This window comes from Pontibacillus halophilus JSM 076056 = DSM 19796 (assembly GCF_000425205.1).
GTDB lineage: Bacteria > Bacillota > Bacilli > Bacillales > BH030062 > Pontibacillus_A > Pontibacillus_A halophilus.
This window is the reverse complement of record NZ_AULI01000010.1, coordinates 22,627-42,696: the sequence shown is the minus strand read 5'-3', so window position 1 is coordinate 42,696 and position 20,070 is coordinate 22,627. Positions and strand designations below refer to the sequence as shown.

The following is a 20,070-nucleotide window of genomic DNA, read 5'->3' as shown; positions in this document are numbered from 1 at the left end:
CGGGGATGATCAGGGAAGCGACACATGAAGACCTTGCTGCTATATTAGAAATTTACAATCATGCCATCATACATACAACGGCGGTATACAGTTATCACCCTCAAACGTTAGAAGAGCGAAAGGCTTGGTTCCGTTCAAAGCAACAATTCAACTGGCCTGTTTTCGTGGAAGATATCGAAGGGGTTGTAGCGGGATTTGCAACGTATGGTCCTTTCCGCGATTGGCCTGCGTACCAATATACGGTGGAACATTCCATATACGTTCATCCTGAATACCGAGGGCGTAAGATTGGAAAGCGGCTCCTTCACTCTGTACTTCAAGACGCGAAAGGCCGCGGTATGAAGACGATGGTAGCTGGAATCGATGCCACTAATGATGCTAGTATTCGCCTTCATTCGCAACTTGGCTTTCAACACAATGGCACAATTCGTAAAGCTGGATTTAAATTTGACCGCTGGCTTGATTTAGCATTTATGCAATACATATATGAAGACGATGAAGGCTCTCTATTATAGGAGAGCTTTTGTTATGTGCTTTTCAACTATGAGCGTTTAAATTGTATTTCGATTAGAACCCTTATATTTTTATAAAGGGCTACACAAACTATAATAAGTTTTTTGATTGACAGTCATTCAAACCAATGTGTATAGTAATAAAGCATTTTAATTCACATCAACTTACTGGGTTTTAATTGAAATTGAGGAGGAAAACCGATGAAACGATTAACAATCTCGTTTATAAGCGCACTTCTGCTCGTTGTACTAGCTGCATGTGGCAGTGGAAATGAGAGCAGCGAAGGCTCTAGCGATAGCGCAAGCTTATACGATGAAATCAAAGAAAAAGGCGTTCTAACAGTTGGAACAGAAGGTACTTATCCGCCATATACATTCCACGGTGAAAATGATGAACTTACAGGTTACGATGTAGAGGTTACGCGTGAAGTTGCGAAGCGTCTAGATCTTGAAGTAGAGTTCAATGAAACTAAATGGGATTCCATGTTTGCTGGTTTAAATACAGAACGATTTGACATGATCGCCAACCAAGTCGGAATTAAACCAGACCGTAAAGAGAAATATGACTTCTCTACACCATATACGTATACTTCTGCCGTGCTAGTGGTAGGTAAAGATAACACGAGCATCAATACATTTGAGGACCTTGAAGGTAAGAAAGCAGCACAATCGCTTACAAGTAACTATGGAGATATTGCTAAAGAATACGGTGCTGACATTGTAGGTGTTGAAGGATTTAACCCTGCGATGCAACTAATTGAAACAGGCCGCGCTGAAGCAACTGTCAATGACCGTCTTTCTGTACTCGACTTCCTTAACCAAAAAGGGGAAGGTGTAAAAGCCAAAATTGTAGACCGTCAAGAGGATGCATCTGAGAATGCATTTGCATTTAGAAAAGGCAATGAGGAGCTAGTAGAAGCTGTAAACGGAGCCCTTGAAGAAATGAAAGAAGATGGCACGTTAGCAGAAATATCGAACAAGTGGTTTGGTGAAGATGTCTCTTCTAAATAATATATTGATTGGTTCTGTGCCAGCAACAGGCTTTGAACGATATGTAGATATTGCTCAAAGCTCGTTCTGGCCTTTAGTAAAAGGAGCTCTAACATACACGATTCCAATGACCCTCATTGCTTTTGTCATTGGTTTAATTCTTGCGGTTACAACTGCCTTATTCCGGTTATCCGGAAACAAGCTTCTAAGCGGCATTGCCCGTGTGTACATCTCGATTATTCGAGGTACGCCATTGCTTGTACAACTCTTTATTATATTCTTTGGTTTCGGTTCAATTGGTTGGAAGATAGACCCTTTCCCAGCAGCGGTTATTGGGTTCTCATTAAATACGGGGGCGTATGCATCTGAAATCATACGTGCTTCCATTCAATCCATCCCGAAAGGACAATGGGAAGCTTCATCTTCTATTGGGATGACATATGGGCAGGCATTAAAGCGAGTAATCCTGCCACAAGCTGCTCGCGTTTCAATTCCGCCATTGTCAAACTCATTTATTAGTCTTGTGAAAGATACGTCTCTCGCTTCTACAATTCTTGTTACGGAGATGTTTCGTAAGTCTCAAGAGATTGTAGCGAACACCTACGAACCATTGCTTCTTTATACAGAAGCAGCCTTTATATATTGGGTGATTTGTTTTGTTCTTTCTCTAGGACAGGACCAGGTCGAAAATCGCCTAAACCGATATGTGAAAACGTAAGGAGACCAAAGTATGCTATCTGTTAAAGATTTACACATTCAGTTTGGAAATCTAAAGGTGCTAAAGGGTGTGGACTTGAACGTTGATAAAGGGAAAGTCGTTGTGATCATAGGCCCATCTGGTTCAGGGAAAACAACCCTTCTTCGTTGTTTAAACGTTCTTGAAACACCTAATCGAGGGGTATTGACTATTAACGACCAAACCTTAGATTTCACTGAGACCATTACTAAGAAGGACATTCGTTCCTTGCGCCGCCTAACCGGTATGGTCTTTCAAACGTACAATCTGTTTCCTCACTTTACTGCCTTACAGAATGTGACGGAAGGACCGATTACCGTCCAAAAACGGAAGAAAGAAGAGGCGCAGAAGAAAGCTTCTGAACTTCTTCAGAAAGTTGGCTTAGGAGATAAAGAACAGTACTACCCATTTCAACTTTCTGGTGGACAAGAACAGCGCGTCGGAATTGCAAGAGCACTTGCCATGGACCCAGAAGTGATCCTATTTGACGAGCCCACTTCTGCGCTTGACCCTGAGTTAGTAGGAGAAGTTCTGCAAGTCATGAAAGACCTGGCACGTGAAGGGATGACGATGGTTGTAGTGACCCACGAAATGAATTTCGCTAAAGAAGTGGCAGACGAGGTTCTGTTCATGGACGGCGGACACGTCATTGAAAGAGGTACGCCTTCTGACATCTTTGAACACCCTCAACACGAACGGACGAAGCAATTCTTAAACTTATTGAACGAATAAAAAGGCTAAGAGCTTTAGATAAGCTCTTAGCCTTTTTATTATAATCCGAAACCGAATGAGAAGAGCAAAATAGCTAGTGCGGTTCCTATAAGAGGTAAGACGACGGTCAAGGCACCCATGGCCCAGTACGCGCGTTGGTGGGTTTCATCACAGATCGCACGAATGGTCGTGACCACATAACCGTTATGTGGGAGAGAGTCCAATGCTCCTGAGGATATCGCAATCGAACGATGCAACGCCTCTGGATTGACTCCCATATCCAAATAGTGGGGAGCGAGGATTGGGAGCGCAATGACCTGCCCACCTGAAGCTGACCCGGTTAGCCCTGCAATAATACTTACAGCGATTGCTCCTCCAACGAGGGGGCTGCCCGGTATATTCGTCATGGCATTAACTGCTTGCTGGAAGGCAGGAGATGCTTGGGCAACTCCACCAAATCCGACAACAGCAGCTGTGTTTCCAATGGCGACAAGCGCACCTGTCGTTCCTTCTGATAGTGCTTCACCAAAGTCTTGGAAGTATTTACGGTTAAGTATATAAATAGCGATATTTCCTCCGAGAAGAGCAACGATAAGAGCTGATTTCTCAAGTGTATCGTGTAAGGTGAAAGATAATAGCAGGACGACTACTAGCGGAAGAATTCCAAGAATCGGATTCGGCAACTCACGATCACTTACATCTGGGTCGTCCTCACGCTGTTCGAAGGCTTCTCCGTTATCTTTCGCCTTCTGAATCATCTTCTTAAGCCACCAATACCCCGCACCAGCTAGGAAAATGGCTACAATGATGCTAACTTCCCAACCCGCATAAGGACTCGTTCCAAGGTATTCAATTGGAATCCAGTTCTGAATTTCTGGAGAGCCAGCAGACGTCATTGTGAACGTAACCGATCCAAATGCAAGCGTGGCAGGGATGAAACGTCTAGGAAGATTGGCTTGTTTAAACAAACTAATTGCCATAGGATAGACAGAAAAGGCAACAACAAACAAGCTTACTCCTCCGTACGTTAATAAGGCACAAGCCAATACAATCGCTAGAACGGCGCGTTCCATACCTAATTTCCCAATGACCCACTTCGATACACTTTGAGCAGACCCACTGTCCTCCATTACTTTCCCAAATATGGCACCTAGCAAGAACATAGGAAACCAAGAAGATACGAAATCAGCGAAGCTATTCATGTAATTGCTCAGAAAGTCCGCTGTATCGCCTTCACTGGTCTGGGGAAATAGGGATAACCCGCTTAAGAGTGCGACAAACAAGCCGCAAAATGGAGCTACGACAAGCAAGTTCATCCCTTTAAGTGTTAAGTAAACAAGAAGGGCAAGCCCTCCTATTAAACCGATAAAACTCAGCATATAGAACCAGTCCTTTGCCCACAATTCATTCCTTATAGTTATGTGTGAAAGGGTAGGATTTCATGCGGTAGAGAATAAGGACAAAGCTTTCCCTCACGTATCTACCGTAAATTTGTGGTAGAGTACATGTATACACAGATAGAAATGGGGGATTAGATGAGTACGATACGAGTAGGGCTTGTTGGATTTGGATTTTCAGGTGCGACGTTCCATGCACCTTTCTTTCAACGACTCCATACATACGAAATTACACAAGTAGCAAGTTCAAATGAAGAGAAAGTACATAAGGCTTTAGGGGACAAGGTGCATGTCACGACCGTAGAAGAGCTAGTTACAAGTGATTGTGTTGATTTAGTCGTCATCGCTACACCGAATGAATTGCACTTTCCAATCGCTGAAAGTGCCATACGAAACGGGAAGCATGTAGTGATTGATAAACCATTTGTTGTGACTGCTGAAGAAGGGCGAACGCTGATTGACTTAGCTAAAGAGCACAACGTGAAATTGAGTGTCTATCAGAATCGACGTTATGATAGCGACTTCTTAACAGCGAAGAAGCTTATTGAAGAAGGTGCTCTTGGAACGGTTGTTCAATATGAGTCCCACTTTGACCGTTACCGTCCAGAAGTTCGACAGCGGTGGCGGGAGCAACCAGGCAAAGGTGCGGGAATCTTATTCGACCTAGGAGCACACTTGATTGACCAAGCGATTTCACTATTTGGCAAGCCTGAAGATATTAAAGGTGATGTGCGCATTCAACGCGAAGAAGGAACGGTGGATGACTACTTCCATGTCAGACTAGACTATGGAACATTACAAGTGATTCTCCACAGTAGCTCCTTAACTCGTCATCTAGGACCGAAGCTACAAGTTCACGGTACTACAGGCAGCTATGTTAAATATGGAATGGACCAACAAGAAGCTATGCTTAAGGAAGGAAAGGGACCTGGTGACGAAGGATGGGGAGAAGAAGACCCATCAACAAATGGCACGCTCGTGAACGACGAATATCCAGAAGGGATCAAGTATGAAACTGAACTTGGAAGTTACGAAACCTTCTACACCGTTATGGCCAACGCCATCTTGCATAACGCAGCTGTACCTGTAGAACCAGAAGAAGCCCTACGAACGATCGAAATTATCGAAGAGTTGTTTGCACAGCAGTAGTTGCTTGATAGTTATCGCAACATGAACAGCTAATAGGCGAGCATTAAAAGTCGACTATGTTGTGAGAATTGTCCCCCTAATAGGATGAGGATAAAATTACAGTTATTCAGTTGTTAGTACTTTTTAAGTAATACGAGAGTTCTTTATAAGAGTTTGGCGCGCCAGCCTAACTGTTTAAGGGGGAAGGGAAAAGGTGAGACTCCCGTGGAAGTACGTGCTTCTGAGACCCCACAGAGAGCGATGAGCGAACGAGGAGGCTCAGGAGTGCGTCCACAGGAAAGCGAACCTTTTCCTCTGACCCCTAGGTATAATTGGGTGCGCGCCTATTACTAAAGATAAAAAGAGAGCGCCAAGAAAAATATCTTGGCGCTCTCTTCTAGATTAATTTGTTATTCCTTCACAATTGCCTATTCTCCGTAAGACCAAAGCAACTTCCATTCACCATTCTCATCTTGCTTCGCATAGAACGATGTCGTCTTCCCATTCGTCATCTGAACAATTACTTCAGCAACACTTGATTCTGTACACTCGCAACCAGGAATCGTGAGCTGATTGTATAGCTGAACACCAACAACCTCACTAGCAGAAGACGTGGATGACTGGCTTAAATAACGCTTCCGTATTTCATCTGCTGTGTACGACGAAGACTCTTCTTTGGATGTAGGATGAAGGTAGCTCCACGCTTGACTGAACTTTCCTTCTGAAGTAAGCGTTAAGTACTGTGCAAGAGTCTCTTTTAGTTCCTTCTGCTGCTCAGGCATTGTTGCAATCAAACCCTGTGCTGAAGAAGAAGCTTTTTGAACTTCCCCAGATTCTCCTCTCACATAGAAGGACTGAATCTCTTCCCATGGTTCATCGACCACTTTACCAGATAAGACAAGACGTCTTGTTTCTGTTGGAACATTAACCCAGTTGAAGGAGTAAACTGGAGCAGCTGATGTGTCATAAAAATGTGCAATAGGTTCATTTGAATCAGTTGGATAAAGCGTCCATCGAATATAATCGGCCCCTTTGACGATGGCTTCAACAGGGGTATAGGTTTCATTAAGAACATGGATAGGTTGTGTTGAGTTTGGCTGTTCAATGCGGATCTCTTCACTGCCAAACGAGAAATTATCTAGATAAATCCAATCTCCGAGAGGTAATAGGGAAATGGATTTCTCCTGTTTTCCTTTTTCTTCGTTGGAATACTCATGGGGAGTTGGGCGTTTAGCTTGGTCTGCAGCAGATACAAAGGATACGAATCCTACGGTGCATACACTAAACAATACGACGCGATTAAATAGAGACTTCAACCGTAACGTCCTTTCTATTGTGTTACTTTATATTAAATATATATTTCATTTATGTTACATATCCTTAATTAACATATCATAGTGTACGCACTGTGGGAAGAAAAAGAGTTGTTTTCAGAATAGTTAAAGTAAATAGAAGGGGAATATTGTCATAAGAGTGGGGAAATGGTTGTGGAATAGAAAAAAGGAGCTGTCTAAATCGACAGCTCCATCCTTTATTACATGTTAATAACTGTAACTTTGTCGCGGACTACAGAGCGTAGCGCTTCTGTAATACCTTGAACGCCAAGACCAGAAGATTTAACTCCTAGGAATGGGAAGTGGTCTGGACCACGCTCCGTTTTCGCGTTCAGTTGTACCGTACCAACTTCAAGTTTCTCAGCGATACGCATTGCGCGGTCAGTATCGTTTGAGAACACGCTTGCTTGAAGACCGTATTCAGAATCGTTCGCAATGCGAACTGCTTCTTCTTCGCTAGATACGCGGATGATTGGAAGGACAGGTCCGAAAGGCTCTTCCCAAGCAATGCGCATTTCAGTTGTCACATTGTCAAGAAGTGTAGCGTTTAGAAGACGACCGTCACGTTTGTCTCCAGCAACAACTGTTGCGCCTTGCTCTTTCGCTTCGTCGATTAGACCTTGAACGTAATCAGCGCTCTTGTCATCAATCAATGGCGTAATGTCGGCGTTGTCTTCTGGCATACCAACTTTAAGATCTTTCACTTTCGCTTCAATCTTCTGAACAAGTTCATCAGCAACTTCGTCTTTTACAAGTACACGCTTGATTGCTGTGCAACGTTGACCTGAGTAAGAGTAAGCACCTGCAACAATTTCTTTAGCTGCTTTATCAAGATCTGCATCTTCAAGAACGATGGCAGGGTCTTTACCACCAAGCTCTAGAACGACTGGAATCATGGAAGAAAGCTTAGAAATGTGCTCGCCTGTTGCTGTACCACCAGTGAAGTTAATCATGTCTACAGATGGGTGCTGAACAAGGAAGTCACCGATGACAGAGCCACGACCTGTCGCTAGTGTAACAAGTTCTGCTGGAAGACCAGCTTCAATTAGTGCTTCAACCATTTTAATTCCACTGATTGCACCTTGTGTAGCTGGCTTAAAGATTACGCTGTTCCCCATAACAAGGGCAGGAGCAATCTTAGATGCAGAAAGGTTCATTGGGTAGTTGAATGGTCCAATTGCAAGGATTGTACCTAATGGAGCTTTCTCAGCTAGGCCAATCTTCTTCTTAGACCCACCTTTGAATGAATCGCCACGAAGTGCGTCACCGTGTAGGCGGTATGCTTCTTCAACTGTGTAACGAATGAAGTCAGCTGTACGTGTTACTTCACCTTCAGCAGAACTTTTCTTCTTCGCTACTTCTTTCATAATTGTAGCGCCTAGTTCTTCTTTACGGCTTTCAAGAATATCAGCCCATTTTAGAAGGATAGAGCCACGCTCTTGAATGGATTTAGTAGCCCAGTCTTCTTGTGCAGCTACGGTTTTAGAAATGGAATCGTTCAACTCGTTTTGAGAAAGAGATGGAACGCGTCCGATTAGTTCATCATTGTGTGGAGCTTTAATTTCAATCGTTGCTTCAGAGGCACTTTCTGCCCATTGACCATTTATTAGCGTCTTAATTGTTTCTGTATTTGTAGTCATTAAGAAAACTCCTTTGCAAATTTAGGCTGGTTCATCGAATGATTCTGTCATGGTATATAGTTCCTCAAACCATTTATGGTTACACTTCGTTATTGTAAGTTTTCTTGAGTGATTTTGCAAAAAATATAACTTTTTAATACGGATGAAAAGGCTTTATTACTGAAAATTATTATAAGAAGTATAAAATTATCATATGTAAGGGTTTACATGATGTAGGGGTGGAATCGTTATGAATTTTATTGGGGGAAGATGAAATATTTAAAATAATTAACAATATAATGTAATGAACCATTCTTCTGCCTGTGTTATAGTGTTAGGAAATAAAAAAAGGCCAGTCTTATTGACTGGCTTTCTTCCGAAGTTGTTGATGGTGGTGGAGCTCTTTCTTCTCCATCGATAAATGAGGAAAGTCGGTGAAAATCCCATCACAGCCTAAATTGTAGCAACGCATCATTCGAGAAGGGCGATTGACCGTATAAATGCGTAACGGGACGTTATGATGGTCGCATTGCTGCATAAGCTTTTTGGTAAGTAATCTGTAATTGGCATGGAACGCATTCGCGCCGCATTCAGTTAGGTTTCGGAGCGGGTCTTCCATTCTCTTTGATGATAATAACGCAAGTTCCACGTCTGATGCTAAAGATCGAAACCTCTTTATACTTTCTGAATTAAAGCTTGAGATCACGGTACGTTCTTCCAGTTGAAAGGTACGTAACTGCTCAAGCACAATCGCTTCAAGATTTGGATAATCGACAATGTTGTTCTTTAACTCTAAGTTAATCGCAAAGTCTTTCGGTTTGATCCAACTCAGAAACTCCTCTAGTGAAACAATCTTTGTCCCTTGGAAACGTTCGGCGTACCAACTTCCTGCATCAAGCTGCATCAATTCATTGTATGTGAGGTCCTTAACGTAGCCCATCCCATTGGTTGTACGGTCTACTGTTTCATCATGAATGAGTACTGGAACTTTGTCTTTCGTTAATTGGACATCAGTTTCAATTCCTTCTGCTCCCAATTGCTCAGCTTGCTGAAATGCGGGCATTGTGTTCTCTGGTGACAACCCACTAGAACCACGATGCGCATAAATGGTCGTCGACATGTCCCACCCTCCTCTTTCTGTAACAATTCTACTTCGATTGTGGTTCATTGAAGGTGAAAAGTCAATTCTAACCAAGGAGTGGTCAAATCAATGAAATGGCAAACAAAAGTAGCCTTAAAAGAACTCGTAACAACCTTAGTCGAGTATCCGAGTATTACGGGAAGCCCAGATGAAGTTGCTTTCCCGGAACACGTGAAGAGTCTACTTGATGAGTTCCCCTACTTTAAAGACCATCCCGAGTACGTTCAAACCCACCCTCTAAAGGATGGACGTCAGCTCCTTACCGCGCTTGTTAAAAGAGGAGAAGAGAAGAAGACGGTGATCTTATTAAGCCATTTCGACGTTGTTGGGGTGGAGGATTATGGGACACTTGAGAAGGTTGCCTTTCACCCGAGAGAGCTTACGAAGGAAATGTATGAAACGAAAGAAACGTTGCCACCTCAAGTACAGCAGGATTTAGCAAAAGGAGACTGGCTATTTGGGCGAGGGGCAATGGATATGAAATCGGGCCTCGCTCTTCATCTGTCCATGGTTGAACGGGCTATTGAAGGAGCCTTTGATGGCAACATCCTGCTTCTCACTGTACCAGATGAAGAAGTGAACTCACTTGGAATGTTGACAGCCCTCGATGTATTGAAACAACTAAAGCAAGAAGAGGGCCTTTCCTATACTGCCTGTCTAAATGGAGAGCCGATGTTTAGCCAATATCCTGGTGACCCAAATTACTATGTTTATTCCGGATCGATTGGGAAGTTACTTCCGGGCTTCCTTAGTTACGGTAAAGAGACGCACGTTGGCGAGCCATTTGCAGGGTTGAATCCAAATTTAATGGTGGGATACTTGGCTGAAGAGTTGGAGCTTAACGAAACCTTTGTGGAACATCGTGACGGAGAGTCTACTCCACCGCCCGTTAGCTTGATGCAGCGGGACTTAAAAGTGGAGTACTCTGTTCAGACCCCGCAAGCAGCGGTAAGCATGTACAACGTCATGTACATGAGGCAATCTTTAACAGAGATTAATAACAAGTTACGAAAGGCCGCAGAACGGGCCAGCTTAAAGATTAAGGCTCATTATGAACAGAAAGCATCCGCCTTTTTGTCGGGGCGTCCAGAGCTAAAGCTTCCGAACATGAGCGTACGTGTCTATACGTACGATGAACTGTACCAAGAAGCTGTCGAGCGTCACGGGGATTTCGAAGTGGAGCGTAGGCAGAACCTCCTTATGAGCTTACGAGAGGGAGGGGACCGAGACTTTTCTACACAGCTTGTCTACGAAGTGGCTTCCCTTTGTAAGGATTTAGCGCCAATGATTGTGTTGTTCTATAGCCCCCCATTCTATCCATCGGTGTCCTCGAAAGACGACCCATATATCCGTGGGACATTACAACATGTGATGGAGCGAGCGGAGCAGGAAGGCATCACATTAAAGGAAATTGAATACTTTAGTGGGTTGTCCGATTTAAGCTTTATCGGTCCAGCTTCTAGCCCATCCTCATTAGATGCGCTTCTTCATAACATGCCGTTAAGTGGGAAAGGGTTCAGTTTGTCTGAAGAACTACTCCAAGCGTTCCAAATGCCAATCTTGAACGTCGGACCGCATGGAAAAGACGCTCACCAATGGACGGAGCGATTAGAAATGGACTACAGCTTTACAGTGCTCCCAAACCTTGTGTCAGAGACGATTCAGAAGCTATTAGTTTCGTGACAACCTTGTGGATTCTAGAAAGACCTACACCTATACTAAACGCTAGAACATGTACAATGGAGGAATTTCATGGTCAATAAAGCAACAGATCTAAAACAACTGGCACCTGAACATCGTGAAGAACTACTAGGCACGTTAGAAGCACGCTTCAACGAAAATCGTCACCGCCATCCGAATGTGAAGTGGGAACGTGTTCAACAGAAGCTAACAGAGTTCCCTGCAAAGCTTTGGTCTCTAAATGAGATGGAGTGTACAGGGGGAGAACCGGACGTCGTGTTCTATAAGGAAGAGAAGGATGAGATTGTGTTTTACGATTGTAGTAAGGAGAGTCCTAAAGGCCGGAGAAGCGTCTGTTACGACCGAGAAGCGTTAGAATCACGGAAGAAGCATAAGCCAGACAATTCCGCATTGGACTTGGCGAAGGAGATGGGGGTTAGGCTTCTAACTGAGGAGCAATACCGCTATTTGCAAAAGCTAGACCATGTAGATTACAAGACATCAAGTTGGGTTGAAACACCGGCTGATATCCGTGAACAAGGCGGGGCGCTGTTCTGTGATCGTCGTTATGGTCACGTCTTCTTATATCATAACGGAGCGGAGTCCTATTATGCTGCTAGAGGATTTCGAGCATCTTTAACGATTTGAGAACATAGTTCAGGCCACCTTAGAATAGAAAAAAGCTTGTAGAGAAATCGTACTTTCTCTACAAGCTGAGGAGTATCTTATAGGATGAATCTAATTCTGTAGATTATTTCCATTGTGAAGGATCAAATTCAATCCCTGCACCAGGTCCAATTGGAATTCCAAGTGCCATCCAGACGAATAGGACAATAATCCAGATAATAAAGAAGGCAATTGAATAAGGGAGCATTGTTGAGACAAGTGTCCCGATTCCAATTCGTTTGTCATATTTCTGAGCAAATGCTATCACGATGGCAAAGTAAGTCATCAGCGGGGAAATTACGTTCGTTGTTGAGTCAGCAATACGGTAGATCAACGTCGTAAATTCAGGAGAATAACCTAAGCGCATCATAATCGGTACGAATACTGGGGCCATAATTGCCCATTTTGCTGAAGCACTTCCCATGAACATGTTAATGCTTGCTGCAACAATGATGAATACAAAGATAAGCGCAATCCCATCAAAGCCTGTTGTCTGTAGGAAGTTGGCTGCATGCACAGCAACAATCTTTCCGATATTCGTTTGGTTGAAGTAGGCAACAAATTGAGCCGCAGCAAACGATAGGACGATGTAAGAGCCCATTGTTTCCATTGTCGCTGTCATTTGATTCGCTACATCTTTGTCGTTCTTAATCGTTTTCGTTACACGACCGTATACGAAACCAGGGATAAAGAAGATAAGCACAATAACAGGCACTAAGTTAAAGAAGAATGGGGACTTCAAGAATTCTTCACCACGTAAAGGCGCGGCTTCAGGAATGATTAAGAGAGAAAGAAGTCCAGCTGTTCCAAGCAATGCGATAAGAGCTGACAGTAGGCCTTTCTTTTCTGTTTTCGTTAGTCCTTCTACTGTTTCTTCTACATTCCCTTCATACGTTCCAAGACGTGGTTCCACAATCCGGTTTGTTACCCATGTACCTACAGCAGTTAATAGGAACACGGAGAAGAGCATGAAGTAGTAGTTCATTGTGTATTGAATTTCACCTGCATATGAAGCGAAAGCAGATGAATTAACAGCTTCAATCGTTAAATCTGCAAGAATTGGGTCAATTGCAGTTAAAGACAAGTTCGCGCTAAAGCCAGCCGATACACCAGCAAAGGCAGCAGCAAGACCAGCTAGTGGATGACGTCCCATTCCTGCGAAGAGAACGGCACCAAGTGGCACGAGCACAACGTACCCAGCATCGGCTGCCATGCTGGACATGATTCCGGCGAAGACAAGTGCCGCTGTAATCCAGCTCTTCGGTACTGACATCACTAAACCACGTAGCATGGCACTAATTAATCCGGAACGTTCCGCAATTCCGATACCAAGCATGGTGACAAGTACAGTACCAAGCGGGGCGAACCCTGTGAAGTTACTGACTAAGTTTTCGAACATGTACTGTATTCCTTCTGAAGATAGAAGGTTGAAGACGGTAATCGTTTCTCCCTTAATCGGGTCTTCAACTTGAACGTTGAAGAAAGAAAGGATACCTGAAGTGATAACAATAATAAGTGCGAACAGAGCAAAAATGGTTACTGGGTGTGGAAGTTTATTCCCGACGCGTTCAATAACGTCTAGAAACTTTCCAGTCCAGCCACTTTTTTGAGTGTTTTCCATGGGTGGATCTTCCTTTCACATTAGGTGTTCAATATCTTTTTCCGCGTTAAAGCACTTGTGCATTATAAGTCGTCCTGTAGGCATTGAAAAGTCTTATTACAAAATACGGAATGTTATGAAATTTCAATAAAGTAGACATTTTTCTATGTTGGTGAAACACTAGTCTTTCACAGGTGTACACACTTGATAGAAAATTGTTGATTATCCGCACTTTTATACGATTATGGATGGTTGAGAAACAATTTAGAGTTTCTCCGATGGACAATGTTAAACGTGTTTTTTTAACAAATTTTTTTGTGATGAGGCTCCTATCTCGTTGTGTATATCATCTGTAGAAAGGAAAAGAATTACACCTTAAAGTGATTGATTCTACAAAGTTACATAATCTTAAAACTTGATTTGAAAGCCGTACACATTTCCGAATTAGAATAGGAAGAAAGGGGAGGGGAGAAAGATGAATGTGAAGAAGGCAGTCATACCAGCGGCCGGCTTAGGGACCCGCTTTCTACCTGCTACGAAGGCGCAACCGAAAGAAATGCTTCCAATCGTGGATAAGCCTGCGATACAGTATGTGGTGGAAGAAGCTGTCCGAGCGGGGATTGAAGACATTCTAATTGTCACTGGCCGCCATAAGCGAGCGATTGAAGACCATTTCGATCGAAGTTATGAGTTGGAACGGACACTTGAGGACAAGGAAAAGTATGCTCAATTAAATATGGTTCGAGACGTATCTGAACTGGCAGATATTCACTACATCCGTCAGAAAACGCCTCGTGGTCTAGGAGACGCTGTACGATGCGCGAAAGCATTCGTAGGGGATGAACACTTTGCCGTTCTACTTGGTGACGACATTCTAATAGAAGAAGACGAGACACCTGCTATCGGGCGAGTGATGAAGGACTATAAGGAAGTTCAAGCCTCAACGCTCTTAGTTCGAGAGGAATCGGTACAGGATTTAACGAAGTATGGAATTGTAGAGATAGATCAACATGGTCGTGTTCAGCACGTGGTAGAGAAACCTAAAGAAAGACCTGCATCCAGATGGGCGATTACAGGACGATACGTACTAACCCCAGCAATATTTGATGAAATCGACCAGCAACAGGAGATTGATGGAGAAATTCAACTTACAGCTGCTATCGGGACACTGCTACAAAAGGAAGCCATCTTTGCACAAATCTATGAAGGAAAGCGGTATGATATCGGGGATCAAATCGGGTATATTAAAGCCAATATCGAACTCGCCTCACAACGTGATGATCTAGGCGAGCCGCTTCAAGCCTACATCGCTCATTTGTTAAGTCATTAAGCTCTCGATGTACGAGAGCTTTTTCTTTTTCTATATGACAAAATGTAGTGTAAGGGGTACAATAAGAATAACAAAAATGAATGATGATTCATTCCGGAGGGGGCTTATATGATTACTATGACAGATACGATTTATCAACTGACTGTCCCAACACCATTCGCGGTCGGGGATGTTCATACATATTTACTGCAAGGCGAGCGTCTTAGCCTTATTGATGCTGGGGTGAAGACAGAAGAAGCTTTGGAAGCCATGACGACGCAGTTGAAGGAAATTGGTTATGAACCTGAGGACATCGAGCAGATTATCCTCACGCATCATCACCCAGATCACATTGGTCTTGTAGGCTATTTCCCGAATGCCACTGTGTATGGTCATCAGGACAATCGACCTTGGCTCGAGCAACCACCAGCTTTCTTTGAGCAATATGAGGCGTTCTTTATTCAACTGTACGCCGAAACCGGTGTGCCTGAAGAATTTAAGAAGTATTTGAAATTCCTAAGAGACCCTTTAAAGTATTTAACGAAAGGGACACTCCATGGAGAACTTCAACAAGGGGATTTATTGCCTGGGCATCCAGATTGGGTCGTGATTGAAACGCCAGGTCACGCTCAAAGCCATCTCTCTTTCTACCGAGAACAGGATGGATCGTTGCTCGCAGGGGACCACATTCTTCCTCACATTTCTTCCAACCCACTAATAGAACCTCCTCGGTACGAAGGTGGGGAGCGACCGAAGCCGCTGCTTCAATATCGGAACGCAATGCTTGCTTGTGTGGACCTTGGCGTGAAGCGTGTCTATCCCGGACATGGAAAGATCTTCTCAGGGATTGAGGAATTAGTAACAGAACGAATTCATAAACAAGAACAACGTGCCGAGAAAGTTAGACTTCTATTGACTACACCGAAGACCCCTTTCGAAATATGTACCGCTCTATTTCCGAAACAATTCAAGAAAGAGCTTGGTCTCGCGATGTCTGAAACGCTCGGTCAGCTGGACTATTTAGAAAGTATTGGAGCCGTAGCCGTACAGTGGCACGACGGCGTTAGCTATTACGTAAGTCGATAAGGAGTAATGTCTTGTGACCCAACATCTAAAGAACAAAACCGTGCTCGTCACGGGAGCATCGAGTGGAATTGGAAAGAGCATAGCTGTTGAAATCGCGAGAGAAGGAGGCAACCTCGTCCTACTTGCGAGGAATGAAGGGAAGCTTAAGGAGCTTACTAATCACCTCCAAGATGAGTGGAGGATAGCCGTTTCCTACTACCGGTGTGACGTCTCTAATCGAGAAGACGTCCATCACGTCTTTCAAAGGATGAAAGAAGAAGGAGTTCGCATTGATGCTTTGATTAATAATGCTGGATTTGGTGTATTCGAAGATGTGATGGAAACGGACTTGACCTCGTTTCAGTCCATGTTCGATGTTAACGTCTTAGGTCTTATTCAGTGCGTGAAAGAAGTTCTTCCGTCTATGCTCTCACGAGGAACGGGCCACATTGTGAACATTGCAAGCCAAGCAGGGAAGATTTCAACACCCAAGTCGAGCGGATACGCCGCTACGAAGCATGCTGTACTGGGCTTTACGAACTCGCTTCGTTTAGAAGTGCAGCATAAAGGCGTATATGTAACGGCAGTAAATCTAGGTCCTGTTCGCACGAACTTCTTCGATACAGCAGATCCTGATGGGACGTACACACAGTCGGTGGAACGATGGATGTTAGACCCAGACCGAGTGGCTCGTACCGTTGTTCGACACCTCTTTAAACGAAAACGGGAAATCAATTTACCGACTTGGATGGAGCTAGGTTCAAAAGTGTATCAGCTGATGCCTGGTGTGGTTGAAGCGATGTTCGCCAAGCAGTTTAGAAAGAAATAAGACGTCATTGTGCTCGAGCGTAAAGCTCGGGCATTTTTTTGTGTTTCCAGCATCTCCCTATTGATAAACCGAACAAAAGTTCGCATAATAAGAAGTAACCACTTTCGGTAGTTCAAAAGGAGGAGAGGGGAATGAGCGCTAAGAATCACAACCCCGTTATTGATTATTCATCGTTTCCAGACCGCAAAATCCTGTGTATTGATATGAAGAGTTTTTACGCTAGCTGCGCAGCGATTACGAGAGGGCTTGACCCGCTGACGACGCATTTGGCAGTCGTGGCAGACTTGAATCGTTCAGGAAGTGTCGTATTGGCAGCGAGCCCGGCGCTTAAGAAAGACTTTGGGATCAAGACAGGAAACCGGTTGTTCGAGATTCCTGATGACCCGCGTATTCATATCGTACCAGCCCAAATGAGGCTATACCTTGAAATCTCAAGCGAGATTACCCGGTTGTTTCATCGCTACGTGCCGAAGGAGGCCATTCATACGTACAGTGTCGATGAAAGCTTTCTCGATGTAACTGGAACAGAACGGTTATGGGGGAGTGCAGAAGAAGTAGCAAAGATGATTCAAGATGAGATGCTTGAGACATTTCACCTTCCATGTGCCATCGGAATCGGGCCAAACATGCTCATGTCAAAGCTATGTCTCGATTTGGATGCGAAGAAAGAAGGCATTGCCGAATGGACTTATGACGATATAAAGACAAGACTTTGGCCTGTAACCCCGCTTCGTGAAATGTGGGGGATTGGTTCTCAGTTAGAGAAGCGGCTTAACCGTATGGGCATTACGACAATCGGGCAGCTTGCTCGTTACCCACTAAAGCAGCTCGAGAAGACGTTCGGCGTCATGGGAAATCAGCTGTATTATCACGCGAACGGGGTGGATTTGTCTGAACTCGGTGCACCAATCATGCAAGGGCAAATCAGCTTCGGCAAAAGCCAAATTCTCCTCCGCGACTATCACGACCCGGAAGAAGTGAAATACGTCATTCTAGAGATGTGCGAAGAGGTGGCCAAGCGGGCACGAACCCATCAAAAGGCCGGACGTACCATTAGCCTTGGACTAAGCTATAGCAAAGATGAAGCGGCGGGAGGATTTTACCGTTCCCGCTCCATTGATACGCCAACGAATATTACAATGGAGCTTTATGATGTCTGCATGCAGTTATTCGATGAGTTCTACGAACAGCGGACCGTCCGCAAAATATCGATTGCGCTCTCCAACATCTCAGATGATGTCGGTATGCAAATGAGCTTCTTTGAACCAGAACGAGATAAGCAACGCGACCTTGGCTACGTAATGGACAGTATCCGGGACCGCTTCGGCAATGACGCACTCTTACGGGCTGTCTCCTATACGAAAGCCGGAACCGCGAAGCATCGGAGCAAGCTAGTAGGCGGTCATTATGCAGAATGATGATGGATGGACGGAGGTCCGTCCATTTGTTGTGCTGTAGCCGAATCTTTATAAATTCATGGCTTAGCAGTCCTGAACTCCCATAAGCTTCAATATGCAACAGGGTGGCCTCCAGTGTTTAGTCCGTATAACCCAGTGGTAAGAAAGAAAAGATAAAGTATTAAATTCTTTTAGGAGGCTGGTTTACATGAGTAAAGTTGCCGTCATTACAGGTGGTGCTAGTGGAATTGGACAAGCTGCTGCACTACGCTTGGCACAAGAGGGAGTTAACATTGTAGTAGTCGACGTAGATGAAGAAAGCGGAAACGCTGCCGTAGAGAAAATAAAAGAACACGGCGTCGATGCAATCTTTATCAAAGCAGATGTCTCCAAGAAGGAAGACGTGAAGAACTATGTCGATCAGACTGTAGAGCACTTTGGTACAATAGACTATTTCTTTAACAATGCAGGAATTTCAGGAAGCGGTGGCTACTTCTTAGACACAGAAGTAGAGGAAATTGAGAAGATTGTAGGGATTAACCTATTAGGCGCTCTTTATGGAGTACGCTACGTAGCGGATGTCATGGTCAAGAACGGGGGAGGCGCGATCGTCAACACGTCTTCAAGCGCGGGCGTTACTGGACAAGATTCAGTCGTAACCTATTCTGCAACAAAGCACGCACTTGTAGGCTTAACAAAGAGTCTTGTGGCTGAGTATGCGAAAGATGGCTTACGTGTGAACGCCATTGCCCCTGGACCAACAGAGACCAAAATGGTGAAAGAATTCTACGAGGCCAACCCGAAGATGAAGGAAAATGCAACAGGCGGCATTCCTCAGAAACGATTGGGAACTCCAGAAGAAGTCGCCGAACTCGTTACCTTCTTGTTTACATCAAATGCTTCATACGTTAACGGAGAAGTCATCCGAATCGATGGTGGATTTACGAATACAAAGTAACGAACATACGAAAAAGACGTGCCCGATTCCAAGTAGGAAGGGGCACGTCTTTTTTTGTTATTTTGATTCTTTCCCGATTTCAGGAAGGATGGTTTGGGCGATGTCTTGGTCGAGCTTCTCGTAGTCGTAGTAACGAATGGTATCGTACAATTCAGCTCTAGTTTGCATATCGTCCAACATGCCTTGTTGTGTGTCTTGTTCTAGAATCTCAGTAAAGACACGTTCGTACGCCTTAGCCGCCACACGAAGTGATGTAACTGGATAAATCACCATTTGAAAGCCGAACGACTCAAATTCTTCTGCCTTAAAGTAAGGGGTCTTTCCGAATTCAGTCATGTTGGCTAAGACAGGCGCGTTAATAGCATGGGAAGCTTTACGGAAATCTTCCTCACTCGTTAGTGCTTCTGGGAAAATGGCGTCGGCGCCAGCTTCAACGTACAAATTGGCGCGTTCGATTGCCTCATCTAATCCTTCAACAGACTTGGCATCTGTGCGTGCAACTACAAGTAGTGTCGGCGCTACTTCTTTGATAGCTTTAATCTTCGACATCATTTCTTCCGCTTCAACGAGTTTCTTCCCGTTTAAATGGCCACACTTTTTAGGGAGTAACTGGTCTTCAATTTGTACAGCAGCTACTCCTGCTTCTACCATTTCAGTAGCCGTACGTGCGACGCTCAACACGCCCCCGTATCCTGTGTCGATATCGACGAGTAGAGGGAGGTCGCTCGCGCGAACAAGTTCCCGGGCTTTGTCTGCCACTTCATTGGAATAAATCATCCCCAAATCTGGAAGTGCACGACTTGCCGTATACGCCGCACCAGAAAGATAGATGGCTTGGAATCCTACGTCTTTAGCAATTTTAGCGGACATGCCGTCATGGGCACCAGGAATTTTAAGAATGTCGTCTTGTTGGATGAGCTGTTGCAACTTTGCTGCACGCTCGGCCTGAGTGGACTTTGGCTCTACAATCCATGTCATATTGATTCCTCCAATAGATG

Annotated in this window: 18 protein-coding genes; 12 read left to right on the top strand and 6 right to left on the bottom strand. The window is 44.3% G+C overall.

Annotation, left to right across the window (positions count from 1 at the left end):
- Positions 1-5: 5 nt before the first annotated feature.
- The 4 genes from H513_RS0110945 to H513_RS0110930 all read left to right on the top strand — a co-directional run bounded on the left by H513_RS0110945 (position 6) and on the right by H513_RS0110930 (position 2,970).
- Entirely contained in the window at positions 6-515 is a 510-nt protein-coding gene (locus H513_RS0110945; protein WP_026800789.1) for a GNAT family N-acetyltransferase, read from the top strand.
- Between the two features lie 198 nt (positions 516-713).
- Positions 714-1,523 (top strand): amino acid ABC transporter substrate-binding protein, encoded by an 810-nt coding sequence (locus tag H513_RS0110940; RefSeq protein ID WP_026800788.1) that lies wholly within the window; start codon positions 714-716, stop codon positions 1,521-1,523.
- Positions 1,507-2,220, top strand: coding sequence for an amino acid ABC transporter permease (locus tag H513_RS0110935; protein ID WP_051239905.1), 714 nt, complete (start codon positions 1,507-1,509; stop codon positions 2,218-2,220). The genes H513_RS0110940 and H513_RS0110935 overlap by 17 nt, the downstream gene beginning before the upstream one ends.
- Positions 2,221-2,232: 12 nt before the next feature.
- The gene (locus H513_RS0110930; RefSeq protein WP_026800786.1) at positions 2,233-2,970 is read left to right on the top strand and encodes an amino acid ABC transporter ATP-binding protein; all 738 of its coding nucleotides are present in this window, start codon (positions 2,233-2,235) and stop codon (positions 2,968-2,970) included.
- Positions 2,971-3,008: 38 nt separating this feature from the next.
- Here H513_RS0110930 and H513_RS0110925 read toward each other — a convergent pair whose 3' ends face one another.
- Positions 3,009-4,328, bottom strand: coding sequence for a GntP family permease (locus H513_RS0110925; RefSeq protein ID WP_026800785.1), 1,320 nt, complete (start codon positions 4,326-4,328; stop codon positions 3,009-3,011).
- A 156-nt stretch (positions 4,329-4,484) separates the two neighbouring features.
- On the opposite strand from H513_RS0110925, the gene H513_RS0110920 reads away from it, so the two are divergent.
- Entirely contained in the window at positions 4,485-5,495 is a 1,011-nt protein-coding gene (locus H513_RS0110920; protein WP_026800784.1) for an oxidoreductase, read from the top strand.
- 407 nt (positions 5,496-5,902) lie between these two features.
- On the opposite strand, the gene H513_RS0110915 is transcribed toward H513_RS0110920, so the two are convergent.
- From H513_RS0110915 to H513_RS0110905, 3 genes are all read right to left on the bottom strand, one after another.
- Positions 5,903-6,790, bottom strand: a complete 888-nt coding sequence (locus H513_RS0110915; RefSeq protein WP_026800783.1) for a hypothetical protein — start codon at positions 6,788-6,790, stop codon at positions 5,903-5,905.
- 218 nt (positions 6,791-7,008) lie between these two features.
- Positions 7,009-8,448, bottom strand: coding sequence for an NADP-dependent glyceraldehyde-3-phosphate dehydrogenase (locus tag H513_RS0110910; RefSeq protein ID WP_026800782.1), 1,440 nt, complete (start codon positions 8,446-8,448; stop codon positions 7,009-7,011).
- Between the two features lie 337 nt (positions 8,449-8,785).
- Positions 8,786-9,547 carry a glycerophosphodiester phosphodiesterase gene (locus tag H513_RS0110905; RefSeq protein WP_026800781.1) on the bottom strand — a complete coding sequence of 254 codons (762 nt, stop codon included), beginning with the start codon at positions 9,545-9,547 and terminating at the stop codon, positions 8,786-8,788.
- Positions 9,548-9,637: 90 nt separating this feature from the next.
- Between H513_RS0110905 and H513_RS0110900 the strand changes: the two genes are divergently transcribed.
- Together H513_RS0110900 and H513_RS0110895 are read left to right on the top strand one after the other, a co-directional pair.
- Positions 9,638-11,251 carry a M20/M25/M40 family metallo-hydrolase gene (locus H513_RS0110900; RefSeq protein WP_026800780.1) on the top strand — a complete coding sequence of 538 codons (1,614 nt, stop codon included), beginning with the start codon at positions 9,638-9,640 and terminating at the stop codon, positions 11,249-11,251.
- 69 nt (positions 11,252-11,320) lie between these two features.
- On the top strand, positions 11,321-11,896 hold the full coding sequence (locus tag H513_RS0110895) for a DUF4256 domain-containing protein (protein ID WP_036770043.1): 576 nt from the start codon (positions 11,321-11,323) through the stop codon (positions 11,894-11,896).
- A 103-nt stretch (positions 11,897-11,999) separates the two neighbouring features.
- On the opposite strand, the gene H513_RS0110890 is transcribed toward H513_RS0110895, so the two are convergent.
- Positions 12,000-13,535: an AbgT family transporter gene (locus tag H513_RS0110890; RefSeq protein WP_026800778.1), complete on the bottom strand. Its 1,536-nt coding sequence runs from the start codon at positions 13,533-13,535 to the stop codon at positions 12,000-12,002.
- 454 nt (positions 13,536-13,989) lie between these two features.
- Between H513_RS0110890 and galU the strand changes: the two genes are divergently transcribed.
- The 5 genes from galU (at position 13,990) to H513_RS0110865 (ending at position 19,072) form a co-directional block, all read left to right on the top strand.
- On the top strand, positions 13,990-14,844 hold the full coding sequence (gene galU, locus H513_RS0110885) for a UTP--glucose-1-phosphate uridylyltransferase GalU (RefSeq protein ID WP_026800777.1): 855 nt from the start codon (positions 13,990-13,992) through the stop codon (positions 14,842-14,844).
- Between the two features lie 108 nt (positions 14,845-14,952).
- The gene (locus H513_RS0110880; protein WP_026800776.1) at positions 14,953-15,909 is read left to right on the top strand and encodes an MBL fold metallo-hydrolase; all 957 of its coding nucleotides are present in this window, start codon (positions 14,953-14,955) and stop codon (positions 15,907-15,909) included.
- 13 nt (positions 15,910-15,922) lie between these two features.
- A complete protein-coding gene (locus H513_RS0110875; RefSeq protein WP_026800775.1) occupies positions 15,923-16,717 on the top strand; it encodes an SDR family NAD(P)-dependent oxidoreductase in 795 nt (264 codons plus the stop codon).
- 131 nt (positions 16,718-16,848) lie between these two features.
- Complete coding sequence (locus tag H513_RS0110870; protein ID WP_036770047.1) at positions 16,849-18,135, top strand: Y-family DNA polymerase; 1,287 nt, start codon at positions 16,849-16,851, stop codon at positions 18,133-18,135.
- Positions 18,136-18,322: 187 nt separating this feature from the next.
- Positions 18,323-19,072, top strand: a complete 750-nt coding sequence (locus tag H513_RS0110865; protein WP_026800773.1) for an SDR family NAD(P)-dependent oxidoreductase — start codon at positions 18,323-18,325, stop codon at positions 19,070-19,072.
- Positions 19,073-19,129: 57 nt separating this feature from the next.
- On the opposite strand, the gene prpB is transcribed toward H513_RS0110865, so the two are convergent.
- The gene (prpB, locus tag H513_RS0110860) at positions 19,130-20,050 is read right to left on the bottom strand and encodes a methylisocitrate lyase (protein WP_026800772.1); all 921 of its coding nucleotides are present in this window, start codon (positions 20,048-20,050) and stop codon (positions 19,130-19,132) included.
- Positions 20,051-20,070 lie beyond the last annotated feature (20 nt).

Excerpts from the sequence above, each read along its gene's own strand:
- galU (WP_026800777.1), top strand. The coding sequence starts at position 13,990 with ATGAATGTGAAGAAGGCAGTCATACCAGCGGCCGGCTTAGGGACCCGC.
- H513_RS0110940 (WP_026800788.1), top strand. The coding sequence starts at position 714 with ATGAAACGATTAACAATCTCGTTTATAAGCGCACTTCTGCTCGTTGTA.
- H513_RS0110905 (WP_026800781.1), bottom strand. The coding sequence starts at position 9,547 with ATGTCGACGACCATTTATGCGCATCGTGGTTCTAGTGGGTTGTCACCA.
- H513_RS0110895 (WP_036770043.1), top strand. The coding sequence starts at position 11,321 with ATGGTCAATAAAGCAACAGATCTAAAACAACTGGCACCTGAACATCGT.
- H513_RS0110935 (WP_051239905.1), top strand. The coding sequence starts at position 1,507 with ATGTCTCTTCTAAATAATATATTGATTGGTTCTGTGCCAGCAACAGGC.
- H513_RS0110920 (WP_026800784.1), top strand. The coding sequence starts at position 4,485 with ATGAGTACGATACGAGTAGGGCTTGTTGGATTTGGATTTTCAGGTGCG.
- H513_RS0110890 (WP_026800778.1), bottom strand. The coding sequence starts at position 13,535 with ATGGAAAACACTCAAAAAAGTGGCTGGACTGGAAAGTTTCTAGACGTT.
- H513_RS0110870 (WP_036770047.1), top strand. The coding sequence starts at position 16,849 with ATGAGCGCTAAGAATCACAACCCCGTTATTGATTATTCATCGTTTCCA.
- H513_RS0110930 (WP_026800786.1), top strand. The coding sequence starts at position 2,233 with ATGCTATCTGTTAAAGATTTACACATTCAGTTTGGAAATCTAAAGGTG.
- H513_RS0110910 (WP_026800782.1), bottom strand. The coding sequence starts at position 8,448 with ATGACTACAAATACAGAAACAATTAAGACGCTAATAAATGGTCAATGG.
- H513_RS0110865 (WP_026800773.1), top strand. The coding sequence starts at position 18,323 with ATGAGTAAAGTTGCCGTCATTACAGGTGGTGCTAGTGGAATTGGACAA.
- H513_RS0110880 (WP_026800776.1), top strand. The coding sequence starts at position 14,953 with ATGATTACTATGACAGATACGATTTATCAACTGACTGTCCCAACACCA.
- H513_RS0110925 (WP_026800785.1), bottom strand. The coding sequence starts at position 4,328 with ATGCTGAGTTTTATCGGTTTAATAGGAGGGCTTGCCCTTCTTGTTTAC.
- H513_RS0110900 (WP_026800780.1), top strand. The coding sequence starts at position 9,638 with ATGAAATGGCAAACAAAAGTAGCCTTAAAAGAACTCGTAACAACCTTA.
- prpB (WP_026800772.1), bottom strand. The coding sequence starts at position 20,050 with ATGACATGGATTGTAGAGCCAAAGTCCACTCAGGCCGAGCGTGCAGCA.
- H513_RS0110945 (WP_026800789.1), top strand. The coding sequence starts at position 6 with ATGATCAGGGAAGCGACACATGAAGACCTTGCTGCTATATTAGAAATT.